The organism is Streptomyces sp. NPDC045967, assembly GCF_056430495.1.
Genome location: NZ_JBWKLE010000012.1, coordinates 125,347 through 146,986, shown reverse-complemented (window position 1 = coordinate 146,986; position 21,640 = coordinate 125,347). Strand labels below are relative to the sequence as shown.

At 72.0% G+C, this 21,640-nt stretch carries 18 protein-coding genes and 1 pseudogene; 8 read left to right on the top strand and 11 right to left on the bottom strand.

Translation table 11 applies throughout. The features are described 5' to 3' along the window. Nucleotides 1-4 precede the first annotated feature (4 nt). On the top strand, nt 5-2,131 hold the full coding sequence (locus AC07FY_RS22820) for a PP2C family protein-serine/threonine phosphatase (protein WP_479008965.1): 2,127 nt from the start codon (nt 5-7) through the stop codon (nt 2,129-2,131). Between the two features lie 78 nt (nt 2,132-2,209). Here AC07FY_RS22820 and AC07FY_RS22815 read toward each other — a convergent pair whose 3' ends face one another. The 8 genes from AC07FY_RS22815 to AC07FY_RS22780 form a co-directional block, all read right to left on the bottom strand. Continuing rightward, on the bottom strand, nt 2,210-2,458 hold the full coding sequence (locus AC07FY_RS22815; protein ID WP_479008963.1) for a hypothetical protein: 249 nt from the start codon (nt 2,456-2,458) through the stop codon (nt 2,210-2,212). 400 nt (nt 2,459-2,858) lie between these two features. After that, on the bottom strand, nt 2,859-3,590 hold the full coding sequence (locus AC07FY_RS22810; protein ID WP_479008961.1) for a hypothetical protein: 732 nt from the start codon (nt 3,588-3,590) through the stop codon (nt 2,859-2,861). A gap of 284 nt (nt 3,591-3,874) precedes the next feature. Continuing rightward, nucleotides 3,875-4,306, bottom strand: coding sequence for a large conductance mechanosensitive channel protein MscL (gene mscL, locus AC07FY_RS22805; RefSeq protein ID WP_479008959.1), 432 nt, complete (start codon nt 4,304-4,306; stop codon nt 3,875-3,877). Between the two features lie 141 nt (nt 4,307-4,447). Next, a complete protein-coding gene (locus tag AC07FY_RS22800) occupies nt 4,448-4,843 on the bottom strand; it encodes a DUF4190 domain-containing protein (RefSeq protein ID WP_479008957.1) in 396 nt (131 codons plus the stop codon). 132 nt (nt 4,844-4,975) lie between these two features. Next, a complete protein-coding gene (locus AC07FY_RS22795; protein ID WP_479008955.1) occupies nt 4,976-6,055 on the bottom strand; it encodes a C40 family peptidase in 1,080 nt (359 codons plus the stop codon). Nucleotides 6,056-6,101: 46 nt separating this feature from the next. Then, the gene (locus AC07FY_RS22790; RefSeq protein WP_479008954.1) at nt 6,102-6,584 is read right to left on the bottom strand and encodes a poly-gamma-glutamate biosynthesis protein PgsC/CapC; all 483 of its coding nucleotides are present in this window, start codon (nt 6,582-6,584) and stop codon (nt 6,102-6,104) included. After that, nucleotides 6,581-8,179, bottom strand: a complete 1,599-nt coding sequence (pgsB, locus tag AC07FY_RS22785; RefSeq protein WP_479008952.1) for a poly-gamma-glutamate synthase PgsB — start codon at nt 8,177-8,179, stop codon at nt 6,581-6,583. Before pgsB ends, AC07FY_RS22790 begins: the two co-directional genes overlap by 4 nt. 6 nt (nt 8,180-8,185) lie before the next feature. Continuing rightward, the gene (locus AC07FY_RS22780) at nt 8,186-10,420 is read right to left on the bottom strand and encodes a HAMP domain-containing protein (protein ID WP_479008950.1); all 2,235 of its coding nucleotides are present in this window, start codon (nt 10,418-10,420) and stop codon (nt 8,186-8,188) included. A 591-nt stretch (nt 10,421-11,011) separates the two neighbouring features. On the opposite strand from AC07FY_RS22780, the gene AC07FY_RS22775 reads away from it, so the two are divergent. Then, a complete protein-coding gene (locus tag AC07FY_RS22775) occupies nt 11,012-12,052 on the top strand; it encodes a hypothetical protein (RefSeq protein WP_479008948.1) in 1,041 nt (346 codons plus the stop codon). Here the strand turns inward: AC07FY_RS22775 and AC07FY_RS22770 are convergent. Continuing rightward, nucleotides 12,025-12,138, bottom strand: a pseudogene (locus tag AC07FY_RS22770) (LuxR C-terminal-related transcriptional regulator); the annotation flags it as partial. The gene AC07FY_RS22775 and the pseudogene AC07FY_RS22770 overlap by 28 nt on opposite strands. Nucleotides 12,139-12,433: 295 nt before the next feature. On the opposite strand from AC07FY_RS22770, the gene AC07FY_RS22765 reads away from it, so the two are divergent. Together AC07FY_RS22765 and AC07FY_RS22760 are read left to right on the top strand one after the other, a co-directional pair. After that, nucleotides 12,434-14,158, top strand: coding sequence for a PP2C family protein-serine/threonine phosphatase (locus AC07FY_RS22765; RefSeq protein WP_479008946.1), 1,725 nt, complete (start codon nt 12,434-12,436; stop codon nt 14,156-14,158). A 239-nt stretch (nt 14,159-14,397) separates the two neighbouring features. After that, the gene (locus tag AC07FY_RS22760; protein WP_019072426.1) at nt 14,398-14,601 is read left to right on the top strand and encodes a cold-shock protein; all 204 of its coding nucleotides are present in this window, start codon (nt 14,398-14,400) and stop codon (nt 14,599-14,601) included. A 134-nt stretch (nt 14,602-14,735) separates the two neighbouring features. Here AC07FY_RS22760 and AC07FY_RS22755 read toward each other — a convergent pair whose 3' ends face one another. Both AC07FY_RS22755 and AC07FY_RS22750 read right to left on the bottom strand, forming a co-directional pair. Further along, nucleotides 14,736-15,989, bottom strand: coding sequence for a PP2C family protein-serine/threonine phosphatase (locus tag AC07FY_RS22755; RefSeq protein ID WP_479009091.1), 1,254 nt, complete (start codon nt 15,987-15,989; stop codon nt 14,736-14,738). Between the two features lie 242 nt (nt 15,990-16,231). Next, complete coding sequence (locus AC07FY_RS22750; RefSeq protein WP_479008943.1) at nt 16,232-16,918, bottom strand: hemerythrin domain-containing protein; 687 nt, start codon at nt 16,916-16,918, stop codon at nt 16,232-16,234. A gap of 426 nt (nt 16,919-17,344) precedes the next feature. Here AC07FY_RS22750 and AC07FY_RS22745 point away from each other — a divergent pair, with 426 nt between their 5' ends. The 4 genes from AC07FY_RS22745 to AC07FY_RS22730 all read left to right on the top strand — a co-directional run bounded on the left by AC07FY_RS22745 (nt 17,345) and on the right by AC07FY_RS22730 (nt 21,516). Further along, a complete protein-coding gene (locus tag AC07FY_RS22745) occupies nt 17,345-17,566 on the top strand; it encodes a hypothetical protein (protein ID WP_479008941.1) in 222 nt (73 codons plus the stop codon). 154 nt (nt 17,567-17,720) lie between these two features. Beyond that, nucleotides 17,721-18,362 (top strand): 2Fe-2S iron-sulfur cluster-binding protein, encoded by a 642-nt coding sequence (locus tag AC07FY_RS22740; RefSeq protein WP_479009089.1) that lies wholly within the window; start codon nt 17,721-17,723, stop codon nt 18,360-18,362. Next, entirely contained in the window at nt 18,359-19,378 is a 1,020-nt protein-coding gene (locus AC07FY_RS22735) for an FAD binding domain-containing protein (RefSeq protein ID WP_479008939.1), read from the top strand. The genes AC07FY_RS22740 and AC07FY_RS22735 overlap by 4 nt, the downstream gene beginning before the upstream one ends. Before the next feature lie 26 nt (nt 19,379-19,404). Further along, on the top strand, nt 19,405-21,516 hold the full coding sequence (locus AC07FY_RS22730; protein WP_479008937.1) for a xanthine dehydrogenase family protein molybdopterin-binding subunit: 2,112 nt from the start codon (nt 19,405-19,407) through the stop codon (nt 21,514-21,516). Nucleotides 21,517-21,640 lie beyond the last annotated feature (124 nt).

Here is a 21,640-nt window from a genome sequence, read left to right as displayed (position 1 = left end):
GGGCATGCAGCCCGCCGCCTCCGACGCAGGGGCCGCCCTCGAGCAGCTGGACGCCGCCGTAGCAGAATTGGTCGAGACCACTCGGGCTTCGGTGGCCCTCGTCTACGTGCTTCCGCCTGGTGAGCGGGTCCTGCACCTGTTGGTGGTCTCCGGAGCTCCGGGGCACATCACGGCTCCCTGGGCGCGGATCGACCTGAGCGCACCCGTCCCCGTCGCGGACGCCATACGGGACGAGCGCCTGGTCTGGCTGGGCGGTCGGGAAGAGGTCGCGCAACGCTATCCCCGGCTGGGACTCGTGCTGCCGTACGACTTCATGCTCGCCGCCGCCCCGATCACGAAAGGGGCCGCCGTGTCGGGCGGTCTCGTCCTGCTCTGGCCCGCCTTCCGCCCGCCGGAACTGAGCCCGGCCGAACGAGCGGCGATGGACACCTTCCGCACCACGGCGTGCACGGTGCTGCGCCGGGCCGCCGACAGCGGGAGCCTGGCGCTGCCGATCGACACGCCCCGTGTTCTGGCCCCGCCCACGGCGCGTGTCCCGGACCGGGACGAGGCGCTGGCCGGAGTCAGCTTCGCCGAGCGCCTGCCGCTGGGATGCTGCGCGATGGACCTCGACGGCCGCATCACCTTCATCAACTCCGCTGCCACCGATCTCATCGGCGCTGGTGCCGCGGCCCTGCGAGGGGCCCGGCCCTGGGAGGTGCTGCAGTGGATGCGCGAGCCGGTCTTCGAAGATCATTACCGGGCGGCGGTGGTCAGCCGTCAGCCCACGTCCTTCACGGCACTGCGTCCGCCTGACACATGGCTGTCGTTCCAGCTCTACCCGGATGCTTCCGGTATCAGCGTTCACATCACCCCGGCCGCAGGCCCGCAGGGTTCACACGTACGGCCGCAGCCGCTGCCCTCCGCCGAACTGGCCGGCGTGACGTCCCTCTACCATCTGATGCACCTGGCGGCCGCCTTGACCGAGGCCGTCGGAGTGCAGGAGGTCGTGGATCTCGTCGCGGACCAGATCGTGCCCGCCTTCGGCCCCCAAGCGATGGCCTTGCTGACCGCGGAGGAAGGCCGGCTCCGCAACGTAGGTCACCGCGGATACGACGCCGACCTGATGGACCTCCTCGACGGCCAGCCGCTGACCGCCCACACCCCGACGGCACGGGTCCTGAGCACCGGAACGCCCCACTTCTTCGCCACCTTCGCCGAACTGCAGCGCGAGTACCCCGCAGCCGTCCATCTGGACGACATGGCCTCCTGGGCCTTTCTGCCGCTGATCGCCTCCGACCGTGTCGTCGGCTCCCTCGTCCTCGCCTACGGCCGGCCCCACTCCTTCACGCCCGCCGAACGCGCCGTGCTGACCTCACTCGCGGGCCTTGTCGCCCAGGCACTGGACCGCGCCCGCCTCTACGACACCAAGCACGAGCTGGCCCACACCCTGCAAGCGGTCCTCCTCCCGCACCGCCTCCCCTCCGTCCGAGGCCTGGACGTGGCCGCCCGCTACTTGCCCGCAGGCCGCGGAATGGACATCGGCGGAGACTTCTACGACCTCATCCGCCGGGACGGCACGGCCGTCACCGTCGCGATCGGCGACGTGCAGGGCCACAGCATCACGGCGGCCGCCCTCATGGGGCAGGTCCGCACCGCCGTCCACGCGCACGCCGCCCTCGGCACGTCCCCCGGCGAAGTCCTCGCCCGCACCAACCGGCTCCTGGTCGACCTCGACCCCGGCCTCTTCACCAGCTGCCTGATCGCGCACATCGACCCCGTACGGCACCGCGCGCATCTCGCCAGCGCGGGGCACCCGCCGCCGATCCTGCGCCACCCCGACGGCCGTACCGAGGTCCTCGAAGTGACCCCGGGCCTGCTCCTCGGCATCGCCCCCGACATCGACTACCCGACCACCGACATCTCCCTGCCGCCCGGCAGCATGCTCGCCCTGTACACCGACGGACTCGTCGAAGTCCCCGGCACCGACATCGACGACACCACCGCCGACCTCGCCCGCCACCTCACCGAGGTCCAGGGCCGCACGATGGACGAGGTGGCTGACGCTCTCGTGGCCTACGCCACGGCCTCCGCGCCCCGGCACGACGACATTGCCCTCCTCCTCATCCAGGCGTCCTCGGAACGGTCATGAGGGGGACACCGGTGCTCGTGCGTCAGAGCCCGCACGTCAGAGCCCGTACGGCAGTGCTCGTACGTCACTGCTCTGCCGTCATTGCTCTGATCCGTCACGGCGTCCGCGCAGCATGTCCCGCTGCTCCTGAGTGCCCTGCGTCGCTTCGCGCTTTCCGGTTCCCATGACCTCCCGTGCCGCCTCCTTGATCTTGTGCGCCGCGTCCTGCATCCGGCCCGTTCCGCCGGACCGCGCCGCTTGCTGCCGCTCCTCCTCGGGGGTCACGTCGTTCTCGCCGGTCACACGCTCCAGCGGTGACTTGCCGTCCTTCCGTTCCCGTGGATCCATGACAACGCTCCCTGCACTGGTTTCGAGTACTGCCGACTTGGCGCCTGTCCTTTCCTCGCCCCTTCAACCCTCCCGCGACGGGCAAGCACGCGGGCCCGGGCTCACCCGCCCTTGCCGCGGGGAAGGGGCCCGACGCCCCCGTACCGGCCGGCGCGTCGAGCGGCGTGGCGCTGGCCGGGGCCGAGCCCGTTCCGGGCGGCGAGTGCGACGGCGACTATGGCCGGTGGCGTTCTCCGGATCTGGTCATCGGTCAGCCGTACGACGGCGAACCGGGCGGAGGCCACAGGCCCGCGCAGACCCGCATGGGCCATGCCGGAGCGAAGGACGCCCAGCAGCGGGGTCGCCGCGCACGAAGCCGGTACGGCGCACCCGGTGCGCGTGCCCGTTCCACGCCGCGCGGTCAGCCCTCCGCGCTCCAGGCCCTCGTCAGACCGTCCAGCCAGACGGGCGGCAGCTCGGCGGCGTCCCACTCCTCCCGTAGCGCGGTCGCGGTCGTGGCGAGCCGCTCCAGTACGGCGACGCTGGTGGGGGAGTGCAGGAGTGAGTAGCGGCCGTGGATGGCGGTGGCACTGCCCGGCCCGTACTCCACGTACAGCCGCTCCAGACGCGCCTGGTGCGCCGCGGCGAACTCCGCCAGCCGGCCGGCGTACCCGGCCCGCTGCCCGGGGGTCATCGTGCGCAGGACGGCACCGAGCACCTGTTCGGTGACCTCGGGGTCGAGATCGGAGACGGCGGTGAAGGTGAGATAGAGCGATGTGGCGGCCACCTTCGTGCGCTCCACCTCCATCCGCCGGACCGGCGGCCGGGCCTCCGGGGCGCTGGTCGGCCCCTCTGGGTCGGCGCTCTGCCGCAGTGCCCGGGCAACGACCGCAGCGAGTCCGTCGGTGACGGCGCGGGCGCCGTCCAGCCAGCCGGACTCGTACGGCTCGCCCTTGTCCCCCGGCACGGCCCCTCCGAGCGCGCCGACCGTCTCGTACGCCTCGGCAAGGGCGCCCGCCTCGACCAAGGCGATCAGGCCCTCCGCGTCGCCGGTGGAGACCCCCGCCCGGGCAAGCAGCTGGATCAGCGTCCTCTTCGCGTTCAGGATGCTGACAGCGTCCAGCTCGTGCCGCTTCTCCTCGACGGCGTTCATCGAAATCCTCCTCGTCCCATGGGCGGCCCAGTGTGCTTGTGCGGAGCGCACCGCTTGACGGTTCAACGCCGGACGGGCCCGCTGTGATCCCTTCGGCAACCGGAGACCGTCGCGTGAGGCCGCATACGCCGGTCCATGATCAGCTGGAGGCGCGTGCGACGTCAGCTCGACCTGTCTTCCCAGGAGGATGGTCCAAGTCCAGGCGCGGGGGAGCTGCCCTCGTTACGACACGCACGTGGCCCGTTCCGGCCCGTGATCAAAGGAGGGGCCCGTCACCCGGCGCGCTAGGTCGTCTCGCCGGCCTGGGCGGGCAGGGCGGGCAGCGGGACGGTACAGGAGGCGCAGCGTCGGGCCTGGGCAGGGACGGGGCTGAGGCATTCCGGGCAGTCGCGCTTCGGGGCCTGCACGTCCTGATGGGGGGCGAGGCGTTCGTGCAGCTTGTTGATCGGGAGCACGACCAGGAAGTACAGGGCGCCGGCGAGGAGGAGGAAGCTGATCGCCGCGTTGATGAAGGCGCCGTAGGGGAACTCGGTGGCGCCGACGGTGAAGGTCTTGCGGCTCATGTCGCCGGTGGCGCCGGCGGCCAGGCCGACGAGCGGGGTCAGGAACGCGCCGACGAAGCCGTTCACCACGGCGGTGAACGCTGCCCCGATGACGATGCCGACGGCCAGGTCGACCACGTTGCCGCGCAGGATGAAACTGCGGAAGCCCTTCACCTACTCACTCCTCACAAGCTCTTGATCTCGATCGACCGCCGCATCACGGCCGCCGAATCGCGCACCCCCGTGCTGTCCGCGTCGAGGAGCGCGGACGTCACAGGGGTGCGGGAGCCGGCTCCTGGCCGGGGAGGCGCGGTGTCAGTCATCGATGTCGTCGTTGAAGCGGTTCGAGCACTCCTGCTTCTCCTGCTGGGTCTGCGCGGTGTTGAGGCAGGCCTGCAGGTCCTTGCCCTCGTCGGAGTTGAGGATCGACACGCCGACGGCGACCAGGATTCCCGCGATCACCACCGTCACGGCACCCAGGACCAGGCCGGTGATGGCCATGCCGCGGCCGCCCGCGACACCCCGGCGGGCTTTGCGGAGGGCGGCTACGCCCAGTCCGATGGCCACCAGTGCCAGCGGAATGCCCACGAACCACAGCCAGAGCAGCAGCAGGGACGCGATGCCGGTGACGAGCGCGGCAACGGCGAGGCCGTTGCCGGTCTTGGCCGGCGTGGAGGCGGTGGACGCCTGGGAGTGATGCGCGTCGGACATGGAAGGGGTCCCTTCTCGGGGGGCTACGGGGCAACTCGCTCGAACCGGTGCGATGTTGATCCGTCTGCCACGGACTGCCCCGCGCAAACCCGTCTGCCGGCCCGCCTCCGCGCGCCACGAACGAACCGCCGGTCAGAGCCGCTTCGCGCTGCGCAGGGTGCCCGCGTAGTAGCCGTTGCCGTCGAGGCGCGAGGCGCCTCCCTTGTTCCCGATGGTCGGGCCGTCGGCTTCCTCCCGGCTCGAGATGAAGATCTTGTGCCCGTCGGTGTCGTTCCCGAGGTACATGCCGGTGTGGTCCAGGCGCTCGCCCGTGCGCGCGTCGAGCTTGAAGAACACCAGGTCACCCGGCTGCAACACGTCGATGGAAGCCGGCCGGTCCTGTGCGGAGACACCCTTGAGCGGCAGTATGTCGACACCGATCTTCGCGCGCGCCATCCCGTTGGCGCTCCGCGGGAGGCCGTCGCCGGTCGTGTCGTTGGCCATCAGCGGAAAACGGCTGCGGTAGCCGAACACCGCGCGGATGAAGCCCGAGCAGTCCAGGGCCCGGTACTTCAGCTTCTCCGGCCGTTCCGTGGCGCCGCTGCGGAAGGTGTAGGGGGTACCCAGGTAGTCGTAGAAGTCCGATTGTTCCAGGCGGAGGTCGTTGCCCTCGGATCCCTTCGGGTTGATCGGTCCGAACGAGGCGTCACCCGCGTAGGCCACTCCGGCGGCGTCCTTCTTCACCGGAGCCTGGTGCCCGTACTGGAAGGCGATGGCGAACAGGTCGTCCTCTTCGCTGCCGTAGTACTTCTTGAGCCAGTCCTGGAACCACTGCTCGCGCTCCGCCCCGTTGCGCCAGCTTTCCGGCAGCAGGCGGACCCAGGTGTCGGTGACGACCCGGGTCTGCGTGGTGGCGGGTTCGGTGAAGGTGCGGTTCTTCCCGGTGAGCGTGGCCGTGCGGGCTCCGTCCGTGAACGTCGCGAGCACGGCACCGTCCGCGCTGCGGAGCACCGAGCGCTCGGGGTTCTTCAACCGGTCCCACCTGCGGGCGCCGTCGAGACCGCCCGTGGCGCCGCCCTGCGGCCCCTGGTCGGTCACGAGCTGCGCCACGGGGGCGGTGGCCTGCTCCTTCTTGCGCAGCTCGTACGTGCAGTACGCGCTGGCGACCAGCAGGCTCGTGACGACGGTGGCGTGCAGGACGGGGCGGGTGCGGCGGGCGGGTCTGGCGGTCATCGGGTGCTCCGGGAACGACGCGGGTGATCGGGTCGGGCAGTGCTCGTCAGGCGTGCGGCAGGAATCCGAGCAGGATGCCTGAGGTCAGGACGACGTACGTCATGAGGGTCGCCGAGCCGGTGGCGAGCAGCGTGGCGCCCTTGGGCTGGCGGATCAGCTGGTAGGCGATCAGGCCGGGGACGATGAAGCCGAGCGTCTGGTTCGCGTAGAGCAGCGGGAACTGCATCTGGAGCACGATGACGACGGTGGCCTGGAGCAGCACGCCGATCAGGACGACGGCGGCGAACAGCCGCTTGCCGTAGAGGATCACGAACCTCTGCGTGACCAGGGTCAGCAGGTACGTCAGGACGGTGACGCCCACGACGAGCGCGGCGCGCTGGAGGTCCTCGATGAGGGTGAGCGCGAGCCAGCCCGGGGTGATCATCCCGCCGGGCGAAAGGTTCGTCGTCAGGTAGCACACCAGGGAGAACAGCAGGCCCAGCGCGATGCCGATCGCGGCTATCTCGGGCGTGAGGACTGCGGGGATCAACGGGATTCTCCTGGGTTCTGCCAGTGCGGGGCGGGGTAGGGCGGCTGCGGTTCCCGGGGCCGGCTCGGCCAAGGCTCCTGGGGCGGGTGGAGTCGGGGCTGCTGGGGCCGCCACTCCGGGCGGCGGTCCTGCGGTTCCTGGCGCCCGTACGGGACCTCGGGGTCGTGGCCGTTCTGCGGCTTCTCGTACGACTCGCCCTGTTCGTACGGTGCGCTCTGCTCGTACGGGTAGCGGGGATGGACGTACTGCCGGGGTACGGGCGGCGGGGTGAACCGCGCCTCCTGAGCCGGGGTGAGATCCGCGTACGGGTCGAGGTGCGTCAGGTGCTGCGGGAGGTGGGCCGGCGGCCCCGCCTGCGCGTGGCCGCCGGGCGCTCCGGGCCCGCCCGGGGCGGCCGCCCCGTCGGCGTCCTCCTCGAACGCGGGAAGCTCCGCGAGGTGCTCCAGCAGGATCTCGCCCTGCCCGTGGATGTTGCCGATGGCGACCAGCGAGGAACTCTCACCGAGGTGGCTCAGCAGTTCGTGCATGAACTCCTCGCCGTCGCGCTGGTCGCCTCCCAGGTCCACCGCGCGCGCACGCCATTCGGCCGGGATCGCGTCGATGGCGCTCTTGGCGGGATGCCCGATCACGAAGACCTTGTCGGGCGCCAGGTCGGGGATGATCTGGCCCATCTGGCCGTTGCGTTCGACGCGGTCGGGGCGGCAGTTGATCACCACGTTCAAGGGGCGGTCGATCGCGCCGAGGTCGAGGAGCTGGTTGATGTTCATCAGCGTCGACTCGGGATCGTTCGCCGCGAAGACGTTGGCGAAACGCACCCTGCGGCCGTCGGGCGTCTGGTACCGCTCGACGGAGAGCACGCCCGGATCCGGCGGCGCGTCGTACATCCCCTGCAGGGCGGTTTCGCGGTCGACGCCGAGGAGATCGGCGACGGTGAGCGCGATGGCGACGTTCTCCTTGAAGGTGAACCAGCTGAAGCCGCGCAGCTCCTCGTCGCTGACCGTGTCGGGGTCCGCGTAGATCAGCCGGCAGTTCCGCGCGTCGGCCTCCTTCTGCAGGACGTCGAAGCGCTCCTTCTCGGCGGTGACGCAGATGCCGCCGTGCGGCATCGAACGGGACAGGGAACGCGCGATGTCGTCGAGGGTCGGGCCCATCTCGGCGACGTGGTCCTCACGAACGTTGCACAGCACGCCGATGGTCGACTGGATGAGCTTCGACTGGTTGATCTCCTGGAGCGCAGGCATGACCGCCATGCATTCCATGACCAGCGCGTCCGGCCGGTAGGCCGCCGCCCGTCGCACGATGCCGATCTGCTCGACGACGTTGGCGATGCCGAACTTGCGGTAGACCGGCTCTTCGGTGGCGTCCGGGTGGATGAAGCGGGCCGCGGTACCGGTGGTCTTGGCGACCGTCCTCAGCCCACCGCCGCGCAGCGCTCCCGCGCACAGCCGAGTGATGGAGCTCTTGCCCCGGATGCCGTTGACCAGAACCCTGTTTCGGATCTGGGCCAGGTTGGCGAAGTGCCGCCGCTGCTCGACGATGCCTGCGACGAGCATGACCAGGCAGCACAGGAGGAGCACGCAGTACAGGAAGAGCACGGGGGATCAGTTCCTTCCGGCCGGGACGCCGCGGCCGCCGTTCGGTCCGGACGCGGTGTCCGGCGCGGCGCCGGCTTCGCGCTTGCGCTGCTCCAGCAGCTGCTGGCGGATGACTTCCAGGCTGCGGGTGACGGCGCCGACCTCGTCGTGGTGGGTCGGGTAGAGGACGGTCCGGCGGTCGCCGTCGGCGAGGGCCTCGGCGCGCGCGGTGAGATCACGCAGCGGCCGGACGACGATGATGTGGATCCAGCCCAGGCAGGCGGCGGCGCCGGTGAGCCCGAGGAGACCGGCCAGCACCGTGCGGTTCTGGAGGGTGTACGCGGGGATGTCCAGGCCCTGGACTGGTTGCCAGGTCACCACGGTCCACCCCAGGGGCTGGGCCACGCCGCCACCGGTCATGGGAGCCGCAGCGGCGACCGACACGGCGCCGCCCTCTCGGAGGAGGACGCTGCTCGGGCGCGGACCGTTGTCCGACTTCCGGTTGGCCTTGGCCGCCAGGGCATCGAGCCGCTTCTCGGGCAGCCTGGAGAAGGCCAGGTAGCCGTTGTCGCCGCCCAGCACCCGGCGCTTGGCGTCGAGCACGCGGACCTGGCCCAGCCCGGGCCGCTTGAGCATGGCGTTGAGGAAGTCGATGCGCAGCTCGCCGACCACCGACGCGCCGCCCAGGGCGGGTGCTTCGGCGTACTCGGTGATGACCGGCTGATTGCCGCTTTCGACGACGGTCACGGCATGGCCCGAGGGGGGCTTGCCACCGGTGTGGTGGGGCTTGCCACCCGCCTGGGCCAGGAGGGTGCCGTCGGATTTCAGCACGTAGAGGGACTCGTAACGGCCGTGCTGGGCGCGGGTGCGCTCCAGCACCTTCGTCATGTCGGCCGGTGTGTTCGTGGCACTCAGTACGGAGGCGACGGAGCTGAGGTCGGCATGGCCTTCGTTGAGTGCACGGCGCACGCGGTCGGCCATCGTGTCGGTGCGCTCGCGCTGGTCCTCGACGATCGTCCGGGGGACCGCGACGGATGCGCCCGCACGGTTCAGCGTCAACAGGAGCGGCGCGGACCAGACCAGCAGGAGCAGGCCGCACGCCGCGATGAGCGCCCGGGATCCGATGCGCGCGCGCCGGCCGGTCTTGGCGCCGGGGGGTGGCGAACCGGGCTCACCGAGAAGCTGGCGGCGCAGCCGGTCGAGAGCCGCGCCGATCCGGGCGGTCTCGCCGAACCTGGGAACGGTGACGGGGCGGCGCAGGTCACCACGACCGATCCGGCGGCTTTCCAGGAACAGCCCGAGCAGCGGGCGCTGCACCGTGAGCACGAGCAGGACGACGGCCAGCGCGCCGAGCACGAGGAGGGCGCCGGCCGCTGAGATCCAGAAGAAGGAGTCGACGGCGACGGAACGCTCCTCGGCCACGCCGACCAGGGAGAGGACGGTGAGGCCGAGGGCCGTCGCGTCGGTCCCCACGCCCGGCTCGGAACCGGCGAGCCGGGCGTATCCGGCGACGAAGCGCTGACCGTCCGTGGAGTCACCCAGCAGGCCGCCACTGACCCCGGCGAAGCCGCCGGATCCGGGCTCCTTGGCCTGCAGCGGGTGCTGGGAAGCCTCCTGGGCCGTGGTCTTGGCGAACGAGCCGAGCTGCTGGCGCATGTGCTCGGAGTCGGCGGCGCCGTCACTGCTCAGGACCTCGCCGGACGAGTCGAGGACGGCTATCGCACGGGACTTGCCGGCACTGGCGACCGGAACCTTCAGGCTGCTGGAGGTGATCAGGAGCTGCTGTGGCCGGTTGGGCCAGGACAGCACGGCGAAGGTGAGCAGGCGCGTCTCGCCGCTCTCGAGCCGGACCATGCGCGGAGCAGGCGCGGCCTTGCCGTTCAACCCGGTCAGATCGATGGCGGAGAGCGGCAGGTTCTCGCCGCGCTGCGCTTCGAGACGGCCGGACTTGATCTCGACGACGGCCATGCCGCGCCACTTCTGGTAGACGGCGCCCAGCTTGTCGAGCACCGAGTCGGGCGAGACAGGCTCGCCCGCGCTGAAGAACGAGGCGGTGCGGCCGAGGTCGGTGATGCTCTCGTCGAGCGAGGCGCGCAGGGCTATGGCACCGTCCTCGGCGAAGTACTGCTGCGAACTCAGGACGGCCGGGGGCACGGCCGCATCGCCCACGCGGCCGAGCTGGAACGCGGTGAGGGCGGCGAGGGCGAGCAGCAGGGCCGACAGGGCCGCGATGGGTGGCCGGATGCCACCCAGCAGCGACATGTCCGCTCTGCGGCGGGCACGGCGCCGCCGACTCGATCGCGACGCGGCCAACGGAGGCTCCTCTTGGTTCTGTCTGTCCGGGAGCCGGTGCGGCCAGGCACCGGCTCCGGTGTTCGGACATGCGTGTGGTGTCGGGGGCGGACGCTTGAACGCCGCGCACTTCCGTGTCCGGGCCATGCCAGGCCCCGGGGCGGGGCGGGCCTGCGGCTGGGAAGGAGGTCGTGCGGCGCGTGCGGGCGTTGACGCGGCTTCGTGGTTCAGCCGCCGTCGGCTCAGCTCACCGCGGAGCACCCGAGGAGTGTGTCGCCGTCCTGCGGGGCGTCGTCCGGCGCGACCGGAGTCCGAGCCGGGGGCCTCCGCCGGGGGAGGGCGGCCCGTCCGCCTCCTGGAGCATCCAGAATGCCGCAGCCCGATCGGCGAAAGCCGGACGGGCGGGCTTTCGCGCGGCCCGGAGGCAGACGGGAGGAGAAGCGGAGGTCATCACTCCGATATTTTCATATGACTATGAGTGCACCATCGACCAGCCGGGTAACGATTGCAGTACTGTGCGGCGCCTTGACGGTGCTTTGTGCTGCTTTGATGCTTTTGGCGATGAACCCCAGCACGTCACCCTCCCCAGGCCCGGCCGGCGTCGAGCCGCGGCCGTCGGCCGGAACGGACCTCGAGGAGAGGGTCACCCGGTTCACGGCTGATTTCGGGGAACGAGGCGGATATCGCATCCCCACCCGCGCGGAGCGGCTCGTACTCACGCAGGCCGTGGCGCTCGTGCTCGACGGGGACCAGGACGCCGCACGAGCTCGGCTGGCCGACATCGACTTCACGCTTCTGACCGTCACGGACGCCGCCAGCGGACGCCGGTACGCGGAGGTGGCGGACGCGGTCGGTGCGTCGGGCTCGGCGAACCGCGGCTGGGGCCGCGTGTACGTCGACCTCTCCAGCCCGCCCCGCTGGTCGGTGCAGGTCCCGCACCCCGTCGCCGATGCCCGTACGGAAGTGCTCGGCACGCGGGTGCTCCGCGGGGCGCCCGGCGGGGTGCTGGTGCTCGCAGGCGCCCACCGCAACGCGGCCGAGGACGGCGCGGCGGACGTGGCACACCGCGACGACTCCGTCTTCCACGCGGTGGTCGACGAGCTGACACGGCGCGGGCTTCCCGGTGTCCAGCTCCACGGCTTCGCCAACGAGTCGTTCCCCGGTCAGGACGCGGTGATCTCCACGGGCGTCGGCGAGGCGGCCGTCGCGGACGCGCGACGGCTGACCGAGGAGTTGCGGCGAGCCGGGCTGAAGGTCTGCCCGGCTTACGGGGCACGGTGCAAGCTCGCCGGAACGGAGAACGAACAGGGGCGACTCGCCGCCGACAAGAAGGTGCGCTTCCTCCACGTCGAACTGAACAAGACGGTCAGATCCGACGACGCGGCACTCGACCGGACCGCGGCCTCGCTCACGGCACTGACGAACCGCTGGTCCGAGACCGGCTCGCCGCTCCCCGCTACCGGGCCTCGGACCGGGGGCGGGGGTGGGGCGGAAGCGGGGCGCCGGTTCGGGCGGCGCAGCCGCGGTGCGGCGTGGTGGGGCCGGCCGGCCGGCTCCGGACCCGGCTGCGGCCGGCCGGGGGTGACGAGTCCCGACTCGTAGGCCACGACGACGGCCTGGGCCCTGCTGCGCAGATCGAGCTTGGTCATCGTGTGGTGGAGGTGGGTCTTGACGGTCGCCTCCGACACCACCACCCCGGCCGAGGGCCCGTCACCCTGCGGAGGCTGGGACGCCGCAGCACGCCGCGGCGGGTGAGGAGCCCGGGCGTGAGGGCGATGATCGAGCTCCGGACATGGGGGCCGGCCGGTGATCAGGCCCCGGACATCCGTGCCGGGCGTGTACATTTCCCGCTGTCAATCAGCTGTCCCCGAGCAGCGGCAGCACCGCCCGCGTGCGGCTGCCGATGCCGTGACGAGCACCCGCCGCCCGGCAGGGCGCCGGCACCGGGCGCGATGGCTGAACCGGGAGCGTGGAGGTGCGGGGATGAACAGTCCGTCCGGGGCGACCGGCCCCCCGGAGCGCCTCTCGGTGTTGCAGCGCCTGCTGGGCGAGGCGCTGGACAGGCTGGGGGCGGGAGCCTACGCGGTGGACGCCGACGGTCTCATCGTCGCGGTGAACGCGCAGGCGGAGATGCTGCTGGGCCGCTGCGCGAAAGAACTGCTGGGGCACGACGCGCACGATCTCCTGCACCGGCAGGCCAACGGGATGAGCATGCCCCGCAGCCGGTGCCCGATGATGGCCGCCTTCGTCGCCGGCCGGGTCCGCCAGGGCGAGCGGGACTTCTTCGCATGCGGGGACGGCTCGCTGCTGACGGCGTCGTGGCTCGTGACCCCCTTGCGCATCACCCCGGTGGAGACCGGAGCGCTGGTGGTGTTCCACCCGTACGACCCCTCCGGAGGGGCTCCGCCCGTCGCCACCCTCCAGGCAGGACTGCTGCCCGAACTGGAACGGCTGGCCTTGCTGGCCGAGACCACCACGCAGCTGACCGCCACCCTGGACGTCGGCGAGGCACTGGACAGACTGGTGCGGCTGGTCATCCCGCTCCTGGCGGACTGGATGGTGATCGACCTCGTCATCGAGAGCGGCGAAGTCCAGCGCACCCTGGTCGCCCACGACGACAACGGGCACGTCGTGCGCAGGCAGGACCTGCAAGGGACGCGTTTCTCCGTACCGGAGACCTCCCCACTGCCCCTGTCGCGAGCCCTGCGCGGCGCCGGATCCACCCTGGCCACGCCGCAGACGTACCAAGGCCCGCCCGACTCTCCCGTCGCCGTCGAGCAGCGCAGGCTCTTCGACGCCACCGCCATCCACTCCGCCGTCATCGCCCCTATCCGCGGACTGCGCGAGGTCCTGGGCGCACTCACCCTGGGCCGATCCGGACAGCCGGAGCCGTTCACCACGGCCGAGATCCCCCTCCTCGAGGACCTCTGCCGCCGAGCCGGCCTGGCACTGGACAACGCGCGCCTCTACCAGCGCCAGCGCAAGGTCGCCGAGACCATGCAGCGCCACCTGCTGCCCCACCTGCCCCGCATCCAGGGCCTGGACATGAGCGCCCGCTACCTGCCCGCACCGCGCGCCTCCCAGGTGGGCGGCGACTGGTACGACGTCTTCCAGCTACCCGACCGCGCGCTCGCCCTGGTCATCGGGGACGTCGCCGGACACGACCTGGACGCCGCAGCCGGCATGGCCCAGGTCCGCAACATCCTGCGGGCCTACGCCTGGTCCTGGCAAGAACCGCCCAGCTCCGTCGTCGAGCGGTTCGACCAGGCCCTTCCCCACATCACCGACGTCGGCACGGCCACCATGATCATGGGCCGGCTCGAGGCCCGCGCCGGCGGGAACTGGCGACTGCAATGGACCAACGCGGGCCACCCCCCACCCCTCCTGGTCACCCACGACGGTCGAGCCCGCTACCTCGAAGGCGGCCCCGGCATCCTGCTGGGCACCCAGACGGGAACGCCCCGCACCGACTCCACCCACCCCCTGCCGCCCAGGTCCACACTCGTGCTCTACACCGACGGACTGATCGAATCCCGCAAGCACACCCTCGACGACGGCCTGGAGCAGCTGCGCCACCACGCCGCCCGTCTGGCGGGTCACCCGCTGGAAGCCTTCACCGACGCTTTGATGGAGCACGCGCGGCCGGCCGACAACGATGACGACGTGGCCGTGCTCGCCATCCGCATGCCCCCGGCCGGGACGCCCTGAGGAACCCCGTGGGGGCCCGGCGTACCCCCGGTCCGGGGAAAAGGCGCGCCCTGTGTCCGTTTTCCTGTGGTGACACCATGTGCGGACGTGTACCGTCTGCGTCAGCTGTCGTGGTTCGGAAGTTCCCTTTGCCCACGCCTTGGCGTGGGCTTTTTGCTGTGCTGTGCCGCAGGAACCAGGGCGATCACCTCCGCCTTCCGCACGTCGCGGGAGGCGTACTCGACTGGAAGGCATGAGACATGGCTACGGGAACTGTGAAGTGGTTCAACGCGGAGAAGGGCTTCGGCTTCATCGCCCAGGACGGCGGCGGCCCGGATGTCTTCGCCCACTACTCCGCGATCAACTCCTCGGGCTTCCGTGAGCTCCAGGAAGGCCAGGCCGTGACGTTCGACGTCACCCAGGGCCAGAAGGGCCCGCAGGCGGAGAACATCAACCCGGCCTGACCCCGCACGGCACCCGCCGAGTCGGGATCTGACGGACCGAGCCGGGGCTGCGCAGCTGTCGCTGCGCAGCCCCGGCTTTTTCGGTGGCGTGCTCCAGGGCCCCGTGCGCTCGTCTCGCCCTGCCGACGCCCGGGTCACGTGCCGGTGGGGGGTGTGCCGGGTGGCAGGGGGACACCGGCCAGCGGTGCGGCGCGTGCGGTGCCGGCTGCGGGGGGACCGAGCCATTCGCACAGCAGGATGGTGGCGTCGTCCTGAAGGCGGCCGCCGTGGTGGTGGAGGTGGGCGCGCATGAGGCGGCGGAGGGTTTCGGGGACGGACAGGCCGTCGGCGTGGTGGCGGATGAGGAAGTCGGTGAAGCGGCGCAGCCCGAACTCCTCACCCTTCGCCGTGCGGGCTTCGGTGATGCCGTCGGTGTAGAAGACCAGGCGGTCGCCGGGCTGGAGGTGTTCCCGGCACAGCTTGGTGGGAAGCCCCAGGTCGGTACCGAGCGGGTGGGCCGGCGGGCATTGCAGTCGGGTGGCCCAGCGTCCGCCGCGGATGACGACCGGCGGGTGGTGTCCCCGGTTCACCCAGGTGAGCAGTCCGGTGGAGGTGTCGAGGTCGGCCAGGATGCCGGTGACGTAGCGGCTGCGGCCGAACTGCTCGAGCAGCACCCTTTCGACGGCGTCCCCCAGCTCGGCGAGGCCGGTGCCCTGCCGGCGCCGGTTGCGGCAGGAGCCGACCGCGAGGTTGGCGGTCAGGCCGGCGGCGGTGTCGTGCCCCATGGCGTCGAAGATCGACAGGTGGAGGACGTCGCCGGCGGTGGCGTAGTCGAAGGCATCCCCGCTGACCTGGTAGGCCGGTTCCATCACCGCTCCGATGACCACGCGGTCGTCGGCGTAGGTCCGCGGCGGCATCAGTTGCCACTGCATCTCCGCTGCCACGTTCATCGGCTTCAGCCGGCTCAGCCGGGCGTAGGCGTCGCTGGTGCCGCTGCTGCCGACGACCAGCATCGCCACCAGTGACGCCAGCGCCAGGATGTCCTGCCTGGTGTGGTCGTCATCCGTCGCCGATGCCAGGTGCAGGACGCCGAGCCGCTCGGTGCCGTCCAGCAGCGGAATCCACCAGCGGTGGACGTCCTCCCCCTCACCGGATGCCGGCAGGATCTGCCCGTACTGGTAGGTACGGCCCGCCACGGTTCCCTCGATCGGCAGCTGCGCCGGGTACTCGCCACTGTCCTGTCCGGCGTCCAGGCCGTGGCCGGTGAGCAGGCGCAGCACGTCGTGCTGCAGGTCCGCGAGGTAGATGCGCACGTCGGTCAGACCGGCGGTGGCCGCGTACTCGCCGACCCGTGCGGGCAGCTGCTCGAAGCGCAGCAGGTGGCTGGCGTTCAACAGCCCGACCAGCATCCGCCGCGAGTCTTCCGTCCGGTCGCTCACGGCCGCCTCATCTCCCGTCGGCTGCGAAGAACCGACTGTGCCATCTCCAGCGTGCGTCTGCCCCGAGGGGCGCCTACCCGCTCCGCCGCTCCCACGTCCGGTCTGCCGGTGTCGATCGGATCCCGCTCTCCGCGAGAGTCGCTGCGGTCCGTGCGCACCGGCTTCCGGCTTCCGGCTTCTGCGGCCGTCCGGCCGCATCCGCGGTGCGCTGCTCAGCGCCTGCGGCGCACGGCGGCGATCAGGCCGGCGGCCGCCGCGACGGCCGTCGCGGCGGCTGCGATGGCCAGGCCACGGCTGCGCGACGGGGAGGCGGGGGAGAGCACGTCGCGGAGTCGGTCGGTGGCGCTGAGGGGGACACCGGCCAGGGCGTTGCCCGGGGGCCGTCGTGACACGGCGGGGTGCGGGCGGGTGGGAGCCGTACGCCGCACCACCTCCCAGGCCGTGCCGAGGCGTCGCAGGCGGGTGGCATCGTTGCTCACGGCCTCTTGGAGGCGGGGCAGCAGGACGTCTTCCTCATCGCGGATGTCCTGGCGGATCAGGGCGAACGCCTCCATGACGAGTCGATCATGCCGGGGGTCGTCCGGGTCGGTGGACTGGATCTCGGTCGCGAGGTCGTTGATCTGCTGGTGCTCCTGCTCCACGTGCGAGGTGAGCTCCTCGCCGTCGGGGGCCAGCCGCCGCAGGGCGGGCCACAGCACGGTCTCCTCGGCGAAAGCGTGGCTGAACGTGAGCTGGAAGACGTCGCGGAGCGCCGCCTGCCGGTCCGGCTCGGGCGCATCGGCGGATGTGTAGAACTCCATGAGGCGTTCGAGTTCCGCGTGGTCGCGGCGCTGCCGCGACAGCACGCTGGCCTCGCCGCCGAGTTGACTGGTGGTCTGCTGAGCGATGGACCGGGACACGGGGGGCATCCTTCCGTCGGTGGGTACGGTGCGGGTCGGGGGCGGTTCTCGGCGGCGGACCGCGGGCCGTGCGCGTTTCCCGGTCTGACGTGTCGCAGGACCCATGGCGCTCGGTCGGCCCGGCCAGCGCCTGCCCTGGCGGTGCGCGCGCAAACGGCGTCGCCGTACGGTGCATGCGAACGTCCCCCTCGCCCGGGCCCCCGAAAGCGCTTCGGCCGCTTGTTGCGCGGCTTCGTGCGCCCTGGAGGGTGAGGTGACCGGCAACCCCCGCGGCCGCGCGCAAACCGTTCGCCCCGACGGGCGTGCACGCCGCCGGAAATCGGGCCGTGTCCCGGGTATACCGGTGGTCGGCCCGGGGTATCACGCCAGACCACGCGGTTGCGCGTGACAGCGCCGGTCCACGACCGAAGGAGAAGGGGCGAACCCATGGCGCGATGCAAGACCCCCGACTACGTCACCGGCCGACACGGCCCCCACTGGACCCACGCCCTGCGACGCGCCCAGAGCGCCGGCGCCGTCATCGTCACCGACGACACCCACGAGGTCGTCACCTACAGCCCGGCCTCGACCGGTCCGGGCCGGTTCCGGCCCTGGACCACCCCCGCCGGTCACCGCTACGACAGCCACGACGTCCACCCCGAGTGGTGACCCCCGCCCAGCTGGACCGTCCTGGACGGGCCGCCGGTGTCCGAGGGCCGCGGCTGCGCGGACGTGTGGGACCACCGCGTCGGGGAAGGCGACAGGTCATACTTCCCAAAACCCGACATGGAGGACAACTGTGGCTGCACGTGTACACCATCCTCTGCAACAGGCCGATCCGCCCTCCGCCGCAGGCCCGCCACGTGCGCAAGCCGAGAGTCCGCACGTCGGGTGCCCGCCGGTCGCGACTTCGCACGTCACGCTCCGCGTCAACGGCCGGACCTGCACCCTCGACCTGGACAACCGCGTCACCCTCCTCGACGCCCTGCGCGAGCGGCTGGACCTGACCGGATCCAAGAAGGGCTGCGACCACGGGCAATGCGGAGCCTGCACCGTCCTCGTCGACGGCCGGCGCGCCAACAGCTGCCTGCTCCTCGCCGTGGCCCAGGACGGATCCGAGATCACCACCGTCGAAGGGCTCGCCGCCGACGGCGCCCTCTCCCCCCTCCAGCAGGCATTCCTCGACCACGACGCCTTCCAGTGCGGCTACTGCACCCCCGGCCAGCTCTGCTCCGCCACCGGGGTGCTGCGCGAGGCGGCCGCCGGCCACCCCTCGTACGCCACCGATGCGGCCACCGCCGCCGACCCCACCTGCCCGGCCGCCCTGTCGGCCGAGGAGATCAGGGAGCGGCTCAGCGGCAACCTCTGCCGATGCGGCGCCTACAACGGGATCGCCGACGCCGTCGCCGCCTGCGGCGGCACCGAGAGCCCCGACCAGGCGCCGCCCCGGGACGTGATCGCGTGAAGCCCTTCGCCTACCTGCGGGCCACCAGCCTCCAGGAAGCCGCGGCCGCCTACGCCGACCACCCCGGCTCCCGCTACCTCGGCGGCGGCACCAACCTGGTCGACCTCATGAAGCACGGCGTGGAAACCCCGCAGACCCTCATCGACCTCACCCGGGTGCCGCTCCACGACGTCCAGGAGCTGCCCACCGGTGGGCTCCGGGTCGGCGCCGGTGTGACCAACACCGACCTGGCCGTCCACCCGCTGGTGCGCACCCGCTACCCCGCCCTGTCGCAGGCCGTCCTCGCCGGCGCGTCCGGTCAGCTGCGCAACGTCGCCACCACCGGCGGGAACCTGCTCCAGCGCACCCGGTGCCCCTACTTCCAGGACGTGTCCAAGCCCTGCAACAAGCGGGAACCGGGCACCGGCTGCGCGGCCCTCGACGGAGTGCACCGCGACCACGCCGTCCTCGGCCACTCCGCGCACTGCATCGCCACCCACCCCTCGGACATGGCAGTGGCCCTGGCCGCCCTGGACGCCGGGATCGAGCTCTACGGCGGCGAGCACGGTACCCGCGAGGTGGCGGCGGCCGACTTCCACCGGCTTCCCGGCGAGCACCCCGAACAGGACACGGTCATCCGCCCGGGCGAGATCGTCACCGCCGTGGTCCTGCCCCCGGCCGCGCCCCGAGCCGTCTCCCTGTACCGCAAGGCCCGCGACCGGGCCTCCTACGCCTTCGCCCTCGCCTCGGTGGCCGCCGTACTCGAACTCGACGACGGCCGCATCCGCCGCGTCGCCCTTGCCTTCGGCGGCCTCGCCCACCGGCCCTGGCGCGCCGCCACCGCGGAGGAACACCTCACCGGCGCCCTACCCACCGGCGAGACGGTACGGGAAGCCGTCGACGCGGAGCTCGCCGCGGCCCGTCCCCTGCGCGACAACGCCTTCAAGGTCGACCTCGCCCGGAACCTCGCCTGCGACGCCCTCGGCACGCTGATCCGCTCCGCCTCCGGCAGCCCTCCCGCCCAGCCCCAGCCGTGACCGCCCCAGCCGAAAGGGAACCCGCGATGCCCACCCGTGCCGACAGCCCCACCGCCCTCGGCAGCCCCGCCCGGCGCAGCGAGGGACGCGAGAAGGTCACCGGTTCCGCCCGCTACGCCGCCGAACACACGCCCCCGGGCTGCGTCTACGCCTGGCCCGTGCCCGCCACGATCGCGCGCGGCAGCGTCAGCTCCATCGACACCGCGCCCGCCACCGCCCTGCCCGGCGTGCTCGGCGTACTGACCCCGCACGACGCGCCCCGCCTCGGCGCGGCCGACGACCCGACCCTGCGCCTCCTGCAGGACCTGCGCGTACCCCACCGCGGCTGGTACGTGGCGCTGGCCGTCGCGGACACCGCCGAAGGCGCCCGGGCCGCCGCCGACGCGGTACGCATCGTCTACGCGCGCGAACCCCACGACGCCACCTTCGGCGCCGACCACCCAGGCGCCTACGCCCCCGAGGAGGCCAACGGGGGCCATCCCGCACACCGCGAGCAGGGAGACCCCGACGCGGCGCTCGCCGCCGCCCCCGTACGGATCGACTGCGCCTACGCCGTGCCGCCCCTGCACAACCACCCCATGGAGCCCCACGCCGCCGTCGCCGACTGGGACGCGGAACGCCACCACCTCACGGTGCACGACTCCAGCCAGGGCGCAGGACCCGTCCGTGGCACGCTGGCCGCGCTGCTCGAGTTGAGCGAGGACGACGTCACGGTCGTCTCCGAGCACGTCGGCGGCGGATTCGGCTCCAAGGGCACACCGCGCCCCCACGTGGTCCTGGCGGCGATGGCCTCCCGCCACTACGGAAGGCCCGTCAAGCTCGCCCTGCCACGCGCCCACCTGCCCGCCACAGTCGGCCACCGCGCGCCCACGGTGCATCACCTCAGCCTCGGCGCCCGGACCGACGGAACCCTGACCGCCCTGACGCACGAGGTCACCACGCACACCTCGCGCGTCCGGGAGTTCGTCGAGCAGGCCGCGGTGCCGGCCCGCGTCATGTACGCCGCGCCCGCCCTGCGCACCAGCCACCGCGTCGTCGCCCTCGACGTACCCACCCCGTCCTGGATGCGTGCCCCCGGGGAGGCGCCGGGGATGTACGCGCTGGAATCGGCGATGGACGAGCTCGCCGACGCCCTCGGCATGGACCCGATCGAGTTGCGCGTGCGCAACGAACCCCGCACCGAGCCCGACAGCGGCCTTCCCTTCAGCAGCCGGCACCTCGTGGAGTGCCTGCGCGAGGGCGCCGAGCGCTTCGGCTGGGCCCGCAGCCGCGAGCCGCGCCGGGAGGGCCCCCACCTCATCGGCAGTGGAGTCGCGGCCGCCACCTACCCCGTGCTCGTCGCGCCCTCCACCGCCCGGGCGTACGCCCTGCCCGACGGCCGCTACCGCGTCGACATCAACGCCACCGACATCGGAACGGGAGCCCGTACCGTCCTGGCCCAGATCGCGGCGGACGCCCTGCGGGTTCCGCTCGACCGTGTGTCCGTCGCCATCGGACACACGGGCCTGCCCGCCGCCGCGCTCGCCGGAGGTTCCTCGGGCACCGCTTCCTGGGGGTGGGCCGTCCACGACGCCTGCGACGCGCTGACCGCCCGCCTGGAACGCCACCACGGGCCGCTGCCGGCCGGGGGGCTGTCCGCGTCCGCCGACACCACGCAGTCCGCCAAGCAGAAGTCCCCTTATTCCCGGCACGCCTTCGGTGCGCACTTCGCCGAAGTCAGGGTCGACACGGTCACCGGGGAGGTTCGCGTACGGCGGCTGCTGGGCGTCTTCGCCGCCGGCCGCATCCTCAACGCGCTCACCGCGCGGTCGCAGTTCAAGGGCGGCATGGTGATGGGACTGGGCATGGCGCTGACCGAACACAGCACGATGGACGGGGTGTTCGGAGACTTCGTGGAGAGCGACCTGGCCTCCTACCATGTACCGGCGCACGCCGATGTGCCGGACATCGAGGTCCATTGGATCGACGAACACGACAAGCACCTCAACCCCATGGGCAGCAAGGGGATCGGCGAGATCGGCATCGTCGGGACGGCGGCCGCGATCGGGAACGCGTTCTGCCACGCCACGGGACACCGCCTGCGCGAACTCCCCCTGACACCGGACCGCGTACTGACCGCACTCGGCCGGGCCGGCTGAGAGGAATGCGCCGGCGGGGGGGGGGGGGGGGGGGGGGGAGGGGGAGAGGACAGCCCCCCCCCCCCCCCCCCGCAGGAGCGTTTTTCCCCCGGGGGTTGCTGAGATCAGAGGCCAATTCCGTTCT

Bases quoted from the DNA above. Each gene is read 5' to 3' on its own strand.
- AC07FY_RS22820 (WP_479008965.1), top strand. From the start codon at position 5: ATGCAGCCCGCCGCCTCCGACGCAGGGGCCGCCCTCGAGCAGCTGGAC.
- AC07FY_RS22815 (WP_479008963.1), bottom strand. From the start codon at position 2,458: ATGGATCCACGGGAACGGAAGGACGGCAAGTCACCGCTGGAGCGTGTG.
- AC07FY_RS22810 (WP_479008961.1), bottom strand. From the start codon at position 3,590: ATGAACGCCGTCGAGGAGAAGCGGCACGAGCTGGACGCTGTCAGCATC.
- AC07FY_RS22800 (WP_479008957.1), bottom strand. From the start codon at position 4,843: ATGTCCGACGCGCATCACTCCCAGGCGTCCACCGCCTCCACGCCGGCC.
- AC07FY_RS22795 (WP_479008955.1), bottom strand. From the start codon at position 6,055: ATGACCGCCAGACCCGCCCGCCGCACCCGCCCCGTCCTGCACGCCACC.
- AC07FY_RS22780 (WP_479008950.1), bottom strand. From the start codon at position 10,420: ATGTCGCTGCTGGGTGGCATCCGGCCACCCATCGCGGCCCTGTCGGCC.
- AC07FY_RS22775 (WP_479008948.1), top strand. From the start codon at position 11,012: ATGAACCCCAGCACGTCACCCTCCCCAGGCCCGGCCGGCGTCGAGCCG.
- AC07FY_RS22765 (WP_479008946.1), top strand. From the start codon at position 12,434: ATGAACAGTCCGTCCGGGGCGACCGGCCCCCCGGAGCGCCTCTCGGTG.
- AC07FY_RS22760 (WP_019072426.1), top strand. From the start codon at position 14,398: ATGGCTACGGGAACTGTGAAGTGGTTCAACGCGGAGAAGGGCTTCGGC.
- AC07FY_RS22755 (WP_479009091.1), bottom strand. From the start codon at position 15,989: ATGCTGGTCGGGCTGTTGAACGCCAGCCACCTGCTGCGCTTCGAGCAG.
- AC07FY_RS22745 (WP_479008941.1), top strand. From the start codon at position 17,345: ATGGCGCGATGCAAGACCCCCGACTACGTCACCGGCCGACACGGCCCC.
- AC07FY_RS22730 (WP_479008937.1), top strand. From the start codon at position 19,405: ATGCCCACCCGTGCCGACAGCCCCACCGCCCTCGGCAGCCCCGCCCGG.